This is a genomic window from Arhodomonas aquaeolei DSM 8974, from assembly GCF_000374645.1.
In the GTDB taxonomy this organism is placed as follows: domain Bacteria; phylum Pseudomonadota; class Gammaproteobacteria; order Nitrococcales; family Nitrococcaceae; genus Arhodomonas; species Arhodomonas aquaeolei.
This window is the reverse complement of record NZ_KB894811.1, coordinates 41,152-56,657: the sequence shown is the minus strand read 5'-3', so window position 1 is coordinate 56,657 and position 15,506 is coordinate 41,152. Positions and strand designations below refer to the sequence as shown.

Below are 15,506 nucleotides of genomic sequence, written 5' to 3'. Positions count from 1 at the left end.
ATGCGCTGCCGGGAGCGATCAGTCCCGCAACCGTAGCCCGGGCATATCGATTTGTTAAATCAATACTCCCAATGGTCGCATAAATTTCTCAAATGCGACTACAGGCGACTCTCGAGGTTGGCGGACATATAGGCCACCAGCGCGTCGATGGCCTCGGTGGTGCGCGCCGGGTCATAGTGCAGGCGCACCTGCACTGGCGGGAGGCGGGGCAGATGCTCGGCGGCGGTCACCGCCCGCAGTCCGTTCGGGACGATGCTGCGTGCGAGCACCGTCACGCCGAGACCGGCGAGTACGCCCGCGCGGATCCCCCCGAAGCTCGCGCAGGTGTAGGCCACCCGCCACGGCACCGCCTCGCGCTCCAGGTGCGAGAGGATCCGGCCGCGGTAGACGCAGCCCTCCGGGGCCACCACCAGCGGCACCGGCGTGCGCACGTGGCTGTCGTGACGGGGACTCGTGACCCACACGAGTTCCTCCGTCCAGCCCGCTCCGGAGGCGACGTCCTCGGCATCGGCGTGCAGCGCGAAGACCAGGTCCAGCTCCTCGCGCTCGCGCCGGGCAAGCAGCCGGTTGCTGAGGTCGCAGGTAACCTCCAGGGTGACGTTCGGATGGGCCTTGGCGAACTTGCCGAGGATTTCCGGGAGAAAGGAGCTGGCGAACTCGTTGGGCACCCCCAGGCGGACCGTGCCCGCAAGCTCCGGGGTGGCCAGCCGCCCCATTGCCTCGCGATTGAGCGCGAGGATCCGCTGGGCATAGTCGAGCAGCGTCTCCCCGGCCGGCGTGAGACGCAGGCGGCGGCCGTCGCGCACCAGCAGCGACTGGCCCGTGAGCTCCTCGAGGCGCTTCATCTGGAGGCTGACCGCCGGCTGGGAGCGGCCCAGGCGCTCGCCCGCGCGGGTAAAGCCCTCGGCCTCGGCAACCAGCACGAAGCTGCGCAGCAGCTCGGTGGGGATGTAATCCATACTCATCTTCCCAGAGGGATTGCCGTGTGTCAGAACGCCGGAGCGGTTCGGGGGCAAGGCGCGTTCGCGCCGGCGTGGCGGGGCTCACGTCAAGCAAACGCAACGCCGTCGAGGGAAGACTAGTACATCCTCCGCCGCGGACAGCGGTCGTAACGGCGCCCGGCGGCGGTCAGCCGCCGAGCGCGGACGCCATGATCGGCAGGTAGTGATCCAGCAGCAGCAGCGCGAACAGCGCCATCAGATAGATAATCGAGTAGCCGAACGAGCGCATCGGCAGCGAGGCCGAATCGCTCACCAGCATGGCCACGCCGTAGCCGAGGTACACCACGCCAAGGACCATCGCACCGACGAAGTACAGCCAGCCGCTCATCCCGGTCGCGAAGGGCAGCGCCGTCACCGCCACCAGCAGCAGGGTGTAGAACAGCACATGCCAGCGGGTGAATCGGTCGCCGTGGGTGACCGGCAGCATCGGGATGTCGGCGCGGGCGTAGTCCGCCTGACGGTGGATGGCCAGCGCCCAGAAATGCGGCGGCGTCCACGTGAAGATGATCAGGAACAGCAGCAGCGCGTTGGGATCGACGCTGCCGGTCACCGCCGTCCAGCCAAGCACCGGCGGCGCGGCACCCGCCGCGCCGCCGATGACGATGTTCTGCGGCGTCGCCCGCTTGAGGAACATCGTGTAGACGAACGCGTAGCCGAGCAGCGAGCCGAAGGTCAGCAGCGCGGTGAGCGGATTGACAAGGTAGTACAGCAGGCCGAGGCCGGCGACGCCGAGCAGCGCGGCGAAGGCGATCGCGTGGGGCAGCCGGATGTGGCCGCTGGGGATGGGCCGGCCGCGGGTGCGCGCCATGCGCGCATCGATGCCGCGATCGACCAGGTGGTTCACCGCCGCCGCCGAGGCGGCGGCGAGCGCGATGCCCAGGTTGCCCACCGTCAGCGCCCGCCAGGGTACCTCGGCGGTGACCGCCAGGAGCTCCCCGACCACCGCGGTGAACACCATCAGCGCAACCACGCCCGGCTTGCAGAGCTCGTAGTAGTCCCGCCAGTGCCGGATAAGGTGGCGATGCACCGGGAGGTCCTCGCTGGCGGCGACGGAGGCGGTGTGATTCATGGCAGTCGGCTCGGATGTGCGAAGTGATTCAGCGCGACGAGCACCGCAAGCAGTATCGCGGCGCCTGCATTGTGCGCCACGGCCACGCCGAGGGGCAAGCTGAACAGGACGTTACTGACCCCCAGGGCGAACTGCGCTGTCACGCCCGCGGCGAGGGCGACCCCGCCCGCAGCGGCGAGGCCGCCCCGGCGGATCAGCGCCAGCCCCAGGCCGAACAGCGCGATGAAGACCACCACCGCCCCGACCCGATGGGTCAGGTGGATCGCGACCTTGGCCCCGCGGCTGAGGTGGGTTCCGTACTCGTAGTCCGGCCCGATCCCGTGCCAGGGGTCGAAACCCGCGGGGAAGTCCGCCACCTGCGGCCAGACCTCCCCGGGCGTGCACGCCGGGAACTCGTTGCAGGCGAGCGCGGCGTAGTTCGCGCTCGTCCAGCCACCGAGGGCGATCTGGCCGGCCAGCAGCACCAGCGCCGCCACCATGGCAACGCGCCACCCCCGCGGCAGGCACAGGGCACCGGCCCCGCCGAACACGCGCAGGGTCTGCCAGGTCAGCAGTGACAGGGTCGTCAGCCCGCCCAGCAGGTGCGCCATGACGATCAGCGGTTTGAGCTTCCAGGTCACGGTCCACATCCCCAGCAGCGCCTGGAAAATGATCACCGCGACCAGTGCCAGCGGGACCGCCAGCGGCTGGCCGGGGTCGCGCCGATTACGCCAGGCGAGAACCGCGAGCGCAAAGACCAGCAGCCCCAGCGTTCCGGCGACGTAGCGGTGGATCATCTCCTTCCAGCCCTTCGCCGCCTCCACCGGCCGGTCCGGGTAGGCCGCGTTGGCATTGGCGATCTCCGCCGGGGCGTCCGGGACGCTGATCTGGCCATAGCAGCCCGGCCAGTCGGGACAGCCCAGGCCGGCGTCGGACAGGCGCACGTAGGCGCCGAGCACGACCACGACCAGGGTCAGCACGGTCGCGATGAGGGAGAGTCGCCGGAACCACGGGGAACGGGACACGCGGATTTCCTCTTGCTTGACGGTTGGCGGCGTCAGCCGGCCTCGGGTTTGCTGTGCTGGAGATGGTCCTCGATCCGCTCCTCGGCCGCCTTGAGCAGCCGCTCCATGTCATCGAGCAGCCCGGCGCCATCCAGCGGCACCGGATACGCCATCATCCGGAAGCCCAGGTAGTCGATGATGAAGACACCGCGGCCGGCGGCGGTATCACCCGGCACGTCCTCCAGCAGGGCCGTGACGCGCTCGCGGGGTGCGCTCGCGCGCACCAGGCCGTTGTAGGCCAGCCGGGCGGGCAACGGCTCGGCGCCCCGCGGTTGCAGCAGCAGCACCCGCACCCGGTCCGCGTCGCGGTTGAGAGCCACCCGCGCGCGCCGTAGCTCGTCGAGCATGGCGCGGCAATCCGAGCCGCAGTCGCCGGCGACCGGGACGAGCAGGGTCCAGTAACCCTCGAACCACTTCGCCGGCATGGGCCGGCCGTTGGCCATCCGCCAGCCGTCGTGCCCCTGGCTGACCGGGGGATCGACGAGCACGCCGTTGTTGGTCGTCGACCCGGGCCGCCATCCATTGATCACCATGACCCAGGCCAGGATCGCCGGGCCGAAGAACATCACGGCCAGCACGACGATCGGCCAGCGCGCCCCGGAACGGGTTTCAGTCGCGTTCATGCCTGCCCTTCAATCGGGTATTGACGCCGATGTAGATCACCAGCAGCGCGGTGGCGAGCGCGAACCACTGCACCGCATAGCCATAGTGGCGGCGGGGCCCGAAGCGCATCGTCTCCGGGCGCGCCTTCTTCGCCGCCGCACCGGTGCGCAGGAGATAGGGGGGCACCGTATACGGCAGGGACGGCACTAGGGCGTCGAAGTCCAGGTACTGGATGCGCCTCGGCCAGCTGCCGTCGCCATGATACGCGTCGCCGAGGCGCAGGCCCACGGACGGTCCGTCTCCGAGACGGCCGTGCACCGTCCGTGTCGTGGCATCGACGGTGACGTCGGGCAGCTGCGAGCGCCGCGGCGGTGCGGCCACCCAGCCGCGGTCCACCAGGACCGCGGCGTCGCTGCCTTCCAGGCGCAGCGGGGTAATGATCCGGTAGCCCGGCACACCGTCCCGGGTCTGGTTGTCCAGCAGGAACTGGTGCTCGCTGTCATAGCGTCCGGTCGCCCGCGCCAGCCGGTGCAGGCCCGCCTCCGGCCGCGGCAGACCGGCATTGAGCTGCAGCGCCGGCGCGGCCGCCGCCGACTCCCGGTCAGCGATCAGCGCCTCCTTCTGGTGCGCCCGGTCGATCTGCCAGAAGCCCAACGCGATCAGCAGCGGCAGGAGCGTGATGGTGACCAGCGTCGGCCAGCGCCCCGGCCGGAAGACGAACGGCCCGACGTGCATCAGGCGCAGCACCCCGCTGTGACGACATCTCGCGTAGAATGGATGCGGTATCCAATCGCGGGCCGACGCCCGGGCGCCGGGACCCGTGATGCCAACCAGCGGGAGCTGCCAATGACGCTGTTCATCAAGGCGGGAATCGTGATCACCATGCTGGCCATCGTCGCCAGTCTCGGCTCCGGCCTGTTCTTCCTCATCCGTGACGGTAGCCGCACCCGGCGCACGCTCAACGCGCTGACGGTGCGCATCACCCTGTCCGTCTTGCTCTTCGCGCTGATCCTGCTGGCGCTGTTCACCGGCGTGCTGCACCCGAACGCGAGCCCGCTGTCCTGAGCGGGCCCGCGCCGGCGGGTGCTCAGAGTATGTAGACGAACACGAACAGCCCGAGCCAGACGACGTCCACGAAATGCCAGTACCAGGCCACCGCCTCGAAGCCGAAATGGTGGTCCGGGTTGAAGTGGCCCCGCATGCAGCGCAGCGCGATCACGGTGAGCATGATCGTGCCCATGATCACGTGGGCACCGTGGAAGCCCGTCAGCATGAAGAACGTCGACCCGTAGATACCGGTATCGAGCTGCAGGTTCATGTGGGTCCAGGCCTCGAAATACTCGAAGGCCTGAAGGCTCACGAACGAGGCGCCGAGCAGGATGGTGGCCCACATCGCAAGGATCAGCTTGCCACGCTCACCGGCCTTGAGTGCGTGGTGGCCGATGGTCAGCGTCACCCCGGAAGAGAGCAGGATGATGGTGTTGATGCTCGGCAACGGCCAGGCGCCCATCGGCTCGAACTCGAGCCCGGTCATGCCCGGTCCGGCGGTCGGCCAGTTCAGGGCGACGGAGTCCCACAGCACCTTGCTGGTGGCCGGATCGGCGCCGCCGAGCCACGGCACCGAGAGCATCCGGGCATAGAACAGCGCGCCGAAGAATGCGCCGAAGAACATCACCTCGGAGAAGATGAACCAGATCATCCCCCAGCGGAAGGAGACGTCCACCTGATCGCTGTACAGCCCAGACAGGCCCTCCCGGATGACGCTGCCGAACCACCCGAAGAAGACCACGACCATGATCGCCAGGCCGATGCTCAGCGCATACGGCCCCCACGACAGGCCCTGCAGGTAACCGGCCCCGCCTGCGCCCATGCAGGCCAGTCCGGCGCTGGCCACCAGCGGCCAGTAGCTGTAGTCGGGGACGTAGTACCCCCCGCCCTGTGCGTGTGCCATCGATCCCATCCTCTAGTTATTCGTTACCGACCCCGTCGCACCGACGCGGCCTACAGGTTCGCGACGAAGGTCCCCACGTACGCCGCTAGCGCGGCCACCGCGAGCACGAACACGGTAATCCGCACCCCCCGCCGGCGTCTGGCCTCGTTATCCCCGTCCCTCATGGAACGCGTTCTCCCTGATCCGTTCGCGGCGCTGCCCCCGCGGCGGGCGGCAGCGCCTCGTCCATCCCGTTAGCGCACTTCCGGCGGGGTCTCGAAGGTGTGGTGCGGCGCCGGCGAGGGCACCTCCCACTCCAGCCCCCTGGCGCCTTCCCAGACGCGCGCCGACGCGGGCTCGCCACGACCGCTCATGCTACGGATCACGAGGTATGCGAACAGCAGCTGCGTGAGGCCGAAGCCGAAGCCGCCGATGCTGGAAACCATGTTCCAGTCGGCGAACTGGACCGAATAGTCCGGGATACGACGGGGCATACCGGCCAGCCCGAGGAAGTGCTGCGGGAAGAACAGCACGTTCACGAAGATCACGGACAGCCAGAAGTGCGTCTTGCCCAGGCGCTCGTTGTACATCACGCCCGTCCACTTGGGCAGCCAGTAGTAGACGGCGGCGATGATGGAGAACAGCGCACCCGTGACCAGCACGTAGTGGAAGTGCGCGACCACGAAGTAGGTGTCATGGTACTGGAAGTCCGCCGGGGCGATCGCGAGCATCAGCCCGGAGAAGCCGCCGATGGTGAACAGGATGATGAAGCCGATGGCAAAGAGCATCGGGGTCTCGAACGTCATCGCCCCGCGCCACATCGTGGCCACCCAGTTGAACACCTTCACGCCAGTGGGCACCGCGATGAGCATGGTCGCGTACATGAAGAACAGCTCACCGGCCAGCGGCATGCCCACGGTGAACATGTGGTGCGCCCAGACGATGAACGACAGGAACGCGATCGAGGCCGTGGCGTAGACCATCGAGGCATAGCCGAACAGCGGCTTGCGCGCGAACGTTGGCACGATCTCCGAGATGATCCCGAACGCGGGCAGGATCATGATGTAGACCTCGGGGTGGCCGAAGAACCAGAAGATGTGCTGATAGAGCGCCGGGTCACCGCCACCCGCAGCGTTGAAGAAGGTCGTGCCGAAGTACTGATCGGTGAGCAGCATGGTGATCGCGCCCGCGAGCACCGGCATCACCGCGATCAGCAGGAAGGCGGTGATCAGCCACGTCCACACGAACATGGGCATCTTCATGAGCGTCATGCCCGGTGCACGCATGTTCAGCACGGTGGCGATAACGTTGATCGCGCCCATGATCGAGCTGATACCCAGGATGTGGATGCCGAATATCAGGAACGGGAACGCCTGCCCGGTCTGAAGCACCAGCGGCGGGTACATCGTCCAGCCGCCGGCCGGTCCGCCGCCGGGCATCAACAGCGTCGAGGCGATGAGCAGCAGGCCCACGGGCAGCAGCCAGAAGCTGAAGTTGTTCATCCGGGGCAGCGCCATGTCCGGCGCACCCACCATCATCGGGATCATCCAGTTGGCCAGGCCCACGAACGCCGGCATCACGGCGCCGAAGATCATGATCAGGCCGTGGAGCGTGGTCATCTGGTTGAAGAAGTAGGGATCCACCAGCTGGATACCCGGCTGAAAGAGCTCCGCACGGATGACCATGGCCATGGTGCCGCCGGAGAACAGCGCGATCAGCGCGGTCACCAGGTACAGGGTGCCGATGTCCTTGTGGCTCGTGGACATCAGCCAGCGCCGGATGAACCCTTGGCTGTGCTCGTGTCCGTGCGCCACGTCGTGGGATGTCGCACTCATGAAAGCGTCCTCCTAGCGATCATTCGTTAGCCGAGGCGACCACGGGCTCGCCCGCGTCCCCGGCCCCGGCGGTCTCTGCGCCGTCGGCGCCACCGTCGTTCTTCTGCTCGGCGAGCCAGCGCTTGAACTTCTCGGGCTTGACCGCCTCCACCACCACCGGCATGAAGGCGTGGCCACGGCCACAGAGCTCGGCGCACTGGCCCCGGTAAACCCCCGGCTGGTCGATCCGGGCCCATGTCTCGTTGATATAGCCCGGAAGGGCGTCCTTTTTCCAGCCGAGATCCGGCACCCACCAGGAATGGATGACGTCCGCGGAGGTGATCATGAAGCGGATCTTGGTGTCGGTGGGCACGACAAGGCGGTTATCGACCTCGAGGAGGTAGTTGTTCACCGACGCGGGATCCACGCCCGAGCCCTTCTGACGGGCCTGGTCGCTGCTGTCCGCGAGCTCGCTGTAGAAGCTCACGCCCTCGCCCATGTACTCGTAGCCCCACTTCCACTGGTAGCCGGTGACCTTCACGGTCATATCGGCGTCGCCGGTATTGTCCATGTCGATGAGCACGCCGGTGGCCGGGATGGCCATCCCGACCAGGATCACGAGCGGGATCACCGTCCAGACGATCTCCACCGCGGTGTTGTGATGGAACTTCGCCGGCTGCGCACCGCGGGACTTACGGTGCATGAAGATCGAATAGAATATCGCCCCGAAGACCACGATGCCGATGATCACCGTGATCCAGAAGATCGTCATGTGCAGGCCGTAGATGTCATGGCTGGTCTGCGTCACCCCCTCCCGCATATTCAACGCCCAGTCGGCCAGGGCCGGGGGCGCCAGGGCAAGCAGCCCCATCGCCAGAACACAGCCGGTGACGGCGTTCAGCTTTTTTCTAATCATCCCTCGAAGTCTCCCGAATCGATTGAGACCGCCATCGCGTTCAGGCGGCCGGGCGGATGCCTCCGGCGGCCACCGGCCCGATGCAGCGGTACAGCTCCCGGCCCAGTTGCCGGCGCTCGCCGGCCGCCAGGAAGTCCCCCAGCTCGACACACTCGCCACGGCAGCGAATCATCAGGCGCGCTCCGGGAGCGTCCGGCGCCGGCACGCAGACCTCGCTGAAGTAGCGTTCCAGCCACCAGCGTGCCTCCGGCCGGCCACGCCCTTTCTCGATGCACACCCATTCCTCTGACACGGTGACCACCTCGGTGTCCAGCGCACGTCGCGCCGACACGTACAGCGCCCAACCGAGCAGCGCCAGCTCCAGCCCCGCGAATGGCAGGACCGGCCAGAAACCGAGCCAGGTCAGCACCCCGGCGATACCGAGGCTGACCACGGCAATGCCACGAAACAGCGAAACCGTCTCCGACCAGTGTCCGCCAAAGGCCGGCTTGAGGACAAACCGCCGGGGGCCGTCGGCACCGGCAGGGTCTGCTGTCACCGCCATCACGCGCACCTCCCGAGCCGTGACGGAGCTGGCCTGCCTCAGACCGCAGCGTATTCTAGGGAATCGCGATGGACACGCAAGCCGCCGCTCCGAGTCCAATTCTCGTCGCTGCAATGATCTGGATCAAGTCACGGTGCGCCGGAAGTGCCCGAGGCCGGTCGCGCCGCGGCCCGCTCACCGGCACGGAAGACGTTGCCGGTGCCCCAGGCGTGGCCGTAGATCACCTCGTAGGTGGCGGGGATACGGCCGTCGCCGTCGCGCATGGCCTCGTAGGCGGCGATCATCGCCCGGAACCTGCCCGGCCCGGTCAACCCCCGGGGGCGAGCGGGGTCGATGGCATGGGAACCGAGGGCGCGCAACTCCTGCAGCACGGCCCGGGGCTCCGGGTAGGTAAGGGTGAAGTACTCCATGTCCATAACCGGTTCCGCCAGCCGCGCGCGTGCCATCGCGTCGCCGATGTCGTGCATGTCGACCAGGGGGTTCACGCGGGCGCGGGCGTCGACGCCGGCCCACGCATCCCTGAGCTCGGCGAGGGTGTCCGGGCCGAAACACGAGAACATGAACACCCCGCCCGGGCGCAGGACGCGCTGGATCTCGGCGAATGCCGCCGGCAGGTCCGCCACCCACTGCAGGGCGAGGTTCGAGAACACCACGTCGAAGGTATCGTCGGCGAGCGGCAGGGACTCGGCACGCCCGGCGACACAGCGAAGACGCCGCCAGCGCGGCGCCCGCCCCCGTGCCAGTCGCAGCATCGCCGGTGCCGGATCGAGCGCGGTGAACCGGGCCTTGCGGTAATGACCCATGAGCTCGCGGGTCACCGCGCCGGTGCCCGCCCCGATGTCCAGCACCGTCGCGGGCACCATGCGGATGAGCTCGAAGCGCTCCACCAGGCGCGCCCCCACCTCGCGGTGCAGGACGGCGGCCTCGTCGTAGTGGGCGGCCGCGGCGTCGAAACGTCCCGCCCGCACCCGCGCCCCGTGGTCGGTATCGGCCATGTCTGTGCTGCCCTCTCCGGCACTGCGAACCGCCGCCATCCTACCGTATGATGGGGCCCTTACGGGCACGGCACGGAGGCCGTCGTGATACCGGGCATGGATCTCGCGGCACTGTGGGAGGACATCGGGCGACGCCTCATGACGGGCCGCTGCCGGCTGTGCGGCGAGCCGCCGGAGGGCCCGGTCGAACTGTGCCGCGACTGCCGGGCGTCGCTGCCGTGGATCGACCCGCCGTGTCCGGGCTGCGGCCTGCCGCTGCCGCCGGGACGCCCGGACGCGCCCTGCGGGCACTGCCTTCGCCGTGCGCCCCCGTGGCAGCGCCTGGTCGCCCCGCTCGCCTACGCACCGCCGGTCAGCGGCCTCGTCCACGCCTTCAAGGACGATGGCGATCTCGCCGCCGGTCGCCTGCTCGCGGACCTGCTCGCCGGCGCCCTGCCGGACGGCTGCCCGAGCGCCATCCTGCCCATCCCGCTGCACCGGCGCCGGCTGCGCGAGCGGGGCTTCAACCAGGCCACCGAGATCGCGCGGCGCCTGCCGGGCCACATCCTGCACGGGCGGCTGCAACGCCCGGCCGCCGGCGCGGACCAGCGCGGTGGCAACGCCCGGCGACGCCGTGCCAACGTGCGTCACGCCTTCACCGCCGAGCCCCGACGCCTGCCGCTGCAGGTCCTGGTCGTTGACGACGTCGTCACCACCGGCGCCACCCTTACGGCGGTCACGGCGGCACTCCGCCACGCGGGCGTCGATAGGGTATGGGTCTGCGCCCCGGCACGAACACTGCCGGATGGCCCACGAAGCGGCCGCTGAACGCTGGCGCTGACCGGGCAGGACCACACCCGCCGGCCGTTCGCCCCGGCACTCACTGGCCGCCCTGGCACCGGCGTGCCAGAATACGCGCCCCGGGCGCCGGCACCGCCGGGCCCGCACCCGACATGCGCACGCGACAACCCCGCCGGGTGGCACACGGGCGTCACCGAAGGCGCCACGGCGGTCGTGCACGGATCCGCAGGGAGGAACGGCTTGCCTGGAGCGCGTAACTGGCGTCCCATCGGTGCCCCGAGCGGGGGCCACGTCCCCGCGGTGCTGAGACCGTGGATCGAGACCCCGGGGTCTCTGACCGCGCGCATGCGACGGCGCTGTGGCGACGCCTTCCGCGTGCAGGTCATCGGCCAGCACTGGCAGCGCCCCTGGCGGGACGAGCGCCTCACCGTGGGGATCCGCGAGCATCGCGTCGCCTGGGTCCGCGAGGTCATACTCTGCGACGGCGACACACCGTGGATCTACGCCCGGAGCGTCATCCCCACGGCCACCCTCGGCGGCACCCTGCGCCGGCTCCGCGCGCTTGGCCACACCCCCCTGGGCCGCGTGCTCTTCGGCCGCTATCCCCTGCGTCGCGGCCCCATCGAGGTGGCTCGGCTCGGCCCCGGGGACGGCCTGCGCCGCGATGCCGAGCACCACGGCGAGGCCCCCGCGGAGTGGGCCCGTCGCTCGGTGTTCCGTGCCGGCGGACGCGCCCTGCTGGTCGCCGAGGTATTTCTGCCGGCGCTCCGTCGTGCCGAGGAGGATGCTGCATGAGCGCGAACACGCCCGCCCCGCCGGGATGGCTGGCCCGGCTCCACGATTACGCGCGGATGGCCCGGTTCGACCGGCCGATCGGCAACTTCCTGCTGCTCTGGCCGATGCTCTGGGCGCTGTGGCTAGCCGCCGGCGGCCCGCCGCGCCCCCTCGTGCTCGCCGTGTTCATCGCGGGGGTGCTGGTGATGCGCGCGGCGGGCTGCGTGATCAACGACTTCGCCGACCGCGACTTTGACGGTCACGTCAAACGGACGCAGGAACGGCCGCTGGCGACCGGCCGGGTGGGCGAGCGCGAGGCCCTGGGGGTCTTTGCCGTGCTCTGCGCCGTCGCCTTCGCGCTGGTGCTGACCATGAACGGCCTCACCATCGCGCTGGCCTTCGCCGGCGCGGCCCTCGCGGCGACCTACCCGTTCGCCAAGCGCTACACCCACCTGCCCCAGGTCCACCTGGGGGCGGCGTTCGGCTGGGCAGTGCCCATGGCCTTCGCCGCCGAGGCCGGCGCGCTGCCGCCGCTGGCGTGGCTGGTGTTCCTCTCCGCGGTGATCTGGGCCACGGTCTACGACACCGAGTACGCCATGGTCGACCGGGATGACGACCTGCGCATCGGCGTGCGCTCCACGGCGATCCTGTTCGGCAACCAGGACCGCATGATCATCGGCCTGCTGCAGGTGCTGATGACGGTCACGCTCGTCGGTATCGGCATCGCCGCACAGCTATCGGCGATCTACTACGCGTCGGTGGCCCTCGGTGCGCTGCTGTTCGTCCGCCAGCAGTGGCTGATCCGCGAGCGCGAGCGCGGCCCCTGCTTCCAGGCCTTTCTGAACAACAACTGGTACGGCGGCGTGATCTTCGTGGGGATCGTGCTGCACTACATGTACCGCTGAGCACGGTCTCCGCGGAGACGCTGCGCGTGAGACCCCCGCACCACGCCGGCCACGAGTAACTACATATAGTGCTCTGACACAAGTCAATGTGCCACATATTGATTGCCGCCATGCTCGACCCATCGTCCGACACGGCGGAGATCACTCATGCCCCAACACCCGCGCTGTGGCCGGAAGGACTCCGGCGATGCGTCCCCGGCGGCCCGCGTCGTCAAGCGCGACGGCAACCACGCGCCGTTCGACCCCGACAAGATTCACACGGCGATACGCCAGGCCGGTGCAGCAACCGGCGAATTCGGCAACGAGGCCGCGGCGACCCTCACTCGAGAAGTGATCGCCCGGCTCGCGGAGACAGGGGACGGGGATGCCGAAATCGGCGTCGAGACCATCCAGGACGCCGTCGAACGCGAACTCGCCGGGACCGGACACTTCACCACCGCACGCGCCTATATCGCCTACCGCGAACAGCACGCCCGGCTGCGGCGGGACCGGCACACGCTCGTCGATGTCGAGCGGACCATCAACGAATACCTCGGACGCGAAGACTGGCGGATCAACGCCAACGCGAACCAGGGCTACTCCCTCGGCGGACTGATCCTGAACGTCTCCGGCAAGGTCGTAGCCAACTACTGGCTCAGCCATGTCTACCCCGCGGAGATCGGTGAGGCTCACCGCCGCGGCGATATCCACATCCACGACCTGGACATGCTTGCCGGCTACTGCGCCGGCTGGTCGCTGCGCAACCTGCTCAATGAGGGCCTGAACGGGATCCCCGGCAAGGTCGAGGCCGGCCCGCCACGGCACCTAGGCTCCGCCGTGGGCCAGATCGTGAACTTCCTGGGTACGCTGCAGAACGAGTGGGCCGGCGCCCAGGCGTTCTCGTCGTTCGACACCTACATGGCCCCGTTCGTGCGCAAGGACAGCCTCACCTACCCCGAGGTCCGGCAGGCGATACAGGAGCTCGTCTACAACCTCAACGTCCCCTCGCGCTGGGGCACACAGACGCCCTTTACCAATCTCACCTTCGACTGGATCTGTCCGGCAGACCTGTGCGAGGACACACCGGTGATCGGCGGCGAGCCCATGCCCTTCACCTACGGCGAGCTCCAGGACGAGATGGACATGATCAACCGGGCGTACATGGAGGTCATGACCGCTGGCGACGCCCGCGGACGGGTGTTCACCTTCCCCATCCCCACCTACAACATCACCGACGACTTTCCCTGGGAATCGGAGAACGCGGAACGACTGTTCGCGATGACCGCGAAGTACGGCCTGCCGTATTTCCAGAACTTCATCAACTCCGACCTCGAGCCGCACATGGTCCGCTCTATGTGCTGCCGGCTCCAGCTCGATCTCAACGAGCTGCTCAAGCGGGGCAACGGCCTGTTCGGCAGCGCGGAACAGACCGGATCGCTCGGGGTGGTCACCATCAACTGTGCCCGCCTCGGCCACCTCTACCGCGGCGACGCCGCGGTGTTGTACGAACAGCTCGATACCCTGCTCGCGCTGGCCTGCCGCAGCCTGGAGATCAAGCGCAGGGTCATCCAGCGGCACATGGACGCCGGGCTGTTCCCCTATACCCGGCGCTACCTTGGCACGCTGCGCAACCACTTCTCGACCCTCGGCGTGAACGGGATCAACGAGATGATCCGCAACTTCACCGACGACGCCCGCGACATCACCACGCCCTGGGGTCAACGGTTCGCGGCCGAGTTCCTCGATCACGTGCGCGACGTCATCGCCGGATTCCAGGAAGAGACCGGACACATGTACAACCTGGAAGCGACGCCCGCGGAAGGCACCACCTACCGCTTCGCCCGGGAGGACCGCAGGCGCTTCCCCGGCATCCTCCAGGCCGGCACCGAGGAGACGCCCTACTACACCAACTCCTCGCAGCTGCCAGTGGGCCATACTGACGACCCGTTCGAGGCGCTGGCACACCAGGAGGCGCTGCAGCGTCGCTACACCGGGGGCACCGTACTGCACCTGTACATGAACGAACGGATCTCCAGCACGGCGGCCTGCCGCAAACTGGTCCGGCGTTCGCTGGAGCGCTTCCACCTGCCCTACATAACGATCACGCCGACCTTCTCCATCTGCCCCAGGCACGGCTACCTCGCCGGCGAGCACCCCTACTGCCCCCGGTGCGACGAGGAGATCCTCGCGCGCCGACGGCGAGAGACGGGCAGGCAGGACCACGACACCATCAGCAATACGTAAGGAGGGCATACGCCATGACGACAGTACGACCCGAGCACGACAGCCACGAGGCGCTCCGCGACGAGGAGCGTCAGCCCTGCGAGGTATGGACCCGCGTCATGGGCTACCACCGTCCGGTTTCGTCGTTCAACGTCGGCAAGCGGGGCGAGCACCGTGAGCGGCGACACTTCCGCGAGGAGCGCACGCATCTTGACTGACCGGAAACCGCCGGCCGCCCTCCAGGTGGCCGGCCTCGTCCCCATGACCGCGGTGGACCTGCCCGGACGGCTCGCCGCCGTGGTGTTCTGCCAGGGCTGCCCCTGGGCGTGCGGCTACTGCCACAACCCCCACCTGATCCCGGCCACGGGTCCGGAGACGATCGGCTGGCCGTCGGTGCGCGAGTTCCTGCGCCAGCGCCGGGGGCTACTGGACGGCGTGGTCTTCTCCGGCGGCGAACCGACCCTCCAACGGGGGCTTGCGCACGCCCTCGCCGAGGTCCGATCCCTGGGCTTCGAGACGGGTCTGCACACCGGCGGCGCCTATCCGCAGCGGTTGCGCCGGCTGCTGCCGCAGGTGGACTGGGTGGGATTCGACGTCAAGACCCGGTTCAGCGATTACGAGCGGGTCACCGGCGTGCCCGGCAGCGGCGAGCGAGCCCGGCAGAGCCTGGACTATCTGCTCGGCAGCGGCGTCACCTACGAAGTCCGCACCACGGTTCACCCCCTTGTGATCAGCCCGGATGGGCTACTGCACCTGGCCAGGGAGCTGGCCAGGCTCGGCGTGCGGCACTATACGCTACAGGCCTGCCGCGCGACCGGCGCCACCGATCCCGCCTACGGCGCGCCCGGAGTGACCGGGCTGCTGGAGACGACCCGGGCACACCCTATAGAACGGCTGTTCGACTCCTTTCAGATCCGTGACGCCTGAACG

General features: G+C 68.7%; 17 protein-coding genes. 7 read left to right on the top strand and 10 right to left on the bottom strand.

What is annotated here, in order from left to right:
- Positions 1 to 98: 98 nt before the first annotated feature.
- The 5 genes from C516_RS0112290 to C516_RS19440 all read right to left on the bottom strand — a co-directional run bounded on the left by C516_RS0112290 (position 99) and on the right by C516_RS19440 (position 4,451).
- Positions 99 to 959 carry a LysR substrate-binding domain-containing protein gene (locus tag C516_RS0112290; protein WP_018718697.1) on the bottom strand — a complete coding sequence of 287 codons (861 nt, stop codon included), beginning with the start codon at positions 957 to 959 and terminating at the stop codon, positions 99 to 101.
- 169 nt (positions 960 to 1,128) lie between these two features.
- A complete protein-coding gene (gene cyoE, locus C516_RS0112285) occupies positions 1,129 to 2,070 on the bottom strand; it encodes a heme o synthase (RefSeq protein WP_018718696.1) in 942 nt (313 codons plus the stop codon).
- Positions 2,067 to 3,074 carry a COX15/CtaA family protein gene (locus tag C516_RS0112280; protein WP_018718695.1) on the bottom strand — a complete coding sequence of 336 codons (1,008 nt, stop codon included), beginning with the start codon at positions 3,072 to 3,074 and terminating at the stop codon, positions 2,067 to 2,069. Before C516_RS0112280 ends, cyoE begins: the two co-directional genes overlap by 4 nt.
- Positions 3,075 to 3,106: 32 nt before the next feature.
- On the bottom strand, positions 3,107 to 3,736 hold the full coding sequence (locus C516_RS0112275) for a hypothetical protein (protein WP_018718694.1): 630 nt from the start codon (positions 3,734 to 3,736) through the stop codon (positions 3,107 to 3,109).
- Positions 3,723 to 4,451 carry an SURF1 family protein gene (locus C516_RS19440; protein WP_040409533.1) on the bottom strand — a complete coding sequence of 243 codons (729 nt, stop codon included), beginning with the start codon at positions 4,449 to 4,451 and terminating at the stop codon, positions 3,723 to 3,725. The genes C516_RS0112275 and C516_RS19440 overlap by 14 nt, the downstream gene beginning before the upstream one ends.
- A gap of 111 nt (positions 4,452 to 4,562) precedes the next feature.
- Here C516_RS19440 and C516_RS0112265 point away from each other — a divergent pair, with 111 nt between their 5' ends.
- Positions 4,563 to 4,781: a twin transmembrane helix small protein gene (locus C516_RS0112265; protein ID WP_018718692.1), complete on the top strand. Its 219-nt coding sequence runs from the start codon at positions 4,563 to 4,565 to the stop codon at positions 4,779 to 4,781.
- Between the two features lie 22 nt (positions 4,782 to 4,803).
- Here the strand turns inward: C516_RS0112265 and C516_RS0112260 are convergent, their stop codons facing one another.
- The 5 genes from C516_RS0112260 to bioC form a co-directional block, all read right to left on the bottom strand.
- Positions 4,804 to 5,667 (bottom strand): cytochrome c oxidase subunit 3, encoded by an 864-nt coding sequence (locus C516_RS0112260; RefSeq protein WP_018718691.1) that lies wholly within the window; start codon positions 5,665 to 5,667, stop codon positions 4,804 to 4,806.
- Positions 5,668 to 5,900: 233 nt separating this feature from the next.
- Positions 5,901 to 7,481, bottom strand: a complete 1,581-nt coding sequence (ctaD, locus tag C516_RS0112250; RefSeq protein WP_018718689.1) for a cytochrome c oxidase subunit I — start codon at positions 7,479 to 7,481, stop codon at positions 5,901 to 5,903.
- 19 nt (positions 7,482 to 7,500) lie between these two features.
- Entirely contained in the window at positions 7,501 to 8,376 is an 876-nt protein-coding gene (gene coxB, locus C516_RS0112245) for a cytochrome c oxidase subunit II (protein WP_018718688.1), read from the bottom strand.
- 40 nt (positions 8,377 to 8,416) lie between these two features.
- The gene (locus C516_RS20560) at positions 8,417 to 8,920 is read right to left on the bottom strand and encodes a DUF2244 domain-containing protein (protein ID WP_018718687.1); all 504 of its coding nucleotides are present in this window, start codon (positions 8,918 to 8,920) and stop codon (positions 8,417 to 8,419) included.
- A 128-nt stretch (positions 8,921 to 9,048) separates the two neighbouring features.
- On the bottom strand, positions 9,049 to 9,915 hold the full coding sequence (bioC, locus tag C516_RS0112235; RefSeq protein WP_018718686.1) for a malonyl-ACP O-methyltransferase BioC: 867 nt from the start codon (positions 9,913 to 9,915) through the stop codon (positions 9,049 to 9,051).
- Between the two features lie 96 nt (positions 9,916 to 10,011).
- On the opposite strand from bioC, the gene C516_RS0112230 reads away from it, so the two are divergent.
- The 6 genes from C516_RS0112230 to C516_RS0112205 all read left to right on the top strand — a co-directional run bounded on the left by C516_RS0112230 (position 10,012) and on the right by C516_RS0112205 (position 15,503).
- A complete protein-coding gene (locus C516_RS0112230; RefSeq protein ID WP_018718685.1) occupies positions 10,012 to 10,722 on the top strand; it encodes a double zinc ribbon domain-containing protein in 711 nt (236 codons plus the stop codon).
- A gap of 213 nt (positions 10,723 to 10,935) precedes the next feature.
- Positions 10,936 to 11,490 carry a chorismate--pyruvate lyase family protein gene (locus C516_RS20870; RefSeq protein ID WP_040409527.1) on the top strand — a complete coding sequence of 185 codons (555 nt, stop codon included), beginning with the start codon at positions 10,936 to 10,938 and terminating at the stop codon, positions 11,488 to 11,490.
- Positions 11,487 to 12,374, top strand: a complete 888-nt coding sequence (gene ubiA / locus C516_RS0112220; protein ID WP_018718683.1) for a 4-hydroxybenzoate octaprenyltransferase — start codon at positions 11,487 to 11,489, stop codon at positions 12,372 to 12,374. Before C516_RS20870 ends, ubiA begins: the two co-directional genes overlap by 4 nt.
- A gap of 147 nt (positions 12,375 to 12,521) precedes the next feature.
- Positions 12,522 to 14,597 carry a ribonucleoside triphosphate reductase gene (locus C516_RS0112215; RefSeq protein WP_018718682.1) on the top strand — a complete coding sequence of 692 codons (2,076 nt, stop codon included), beginning with the start codon at positions 12,522 to 12,524 and terminating at the stop codon, positions 14,595 to 14,597.
- Between the two features lie 14 nt (positions 14,598 to 14,611).
- Complete coding sequence (gene nrdD / locus C516_RS0112210) at positions 14,612 to 14,794, top strand: anaerobic ribonucleoside-triphosphate reductase (protein WP_018718681.1); 183 nt, start codon at positions 14,612 to 14,614, stop codon at positions 14,792 to 14,794.
- Complete coding sequence (locus C516_RS0112205) at positions 14,787 to 15,503, top strand: anaerobic ribonucleoside-triphosphate reductase activating protein (RefSeq protein WP_018718680.1); 717 nt, start codon at positions 14,787 to 14,789, stop codon at positions 15,501 to 15,503. The genes nrdD and C516_RS0112205 overlap by 8 nt, the downstream gene beginning before the upstream one ends.
- The last annotated feature ends 3 nt before the right edge of the window (positions 15,504 to 15,506 follow it).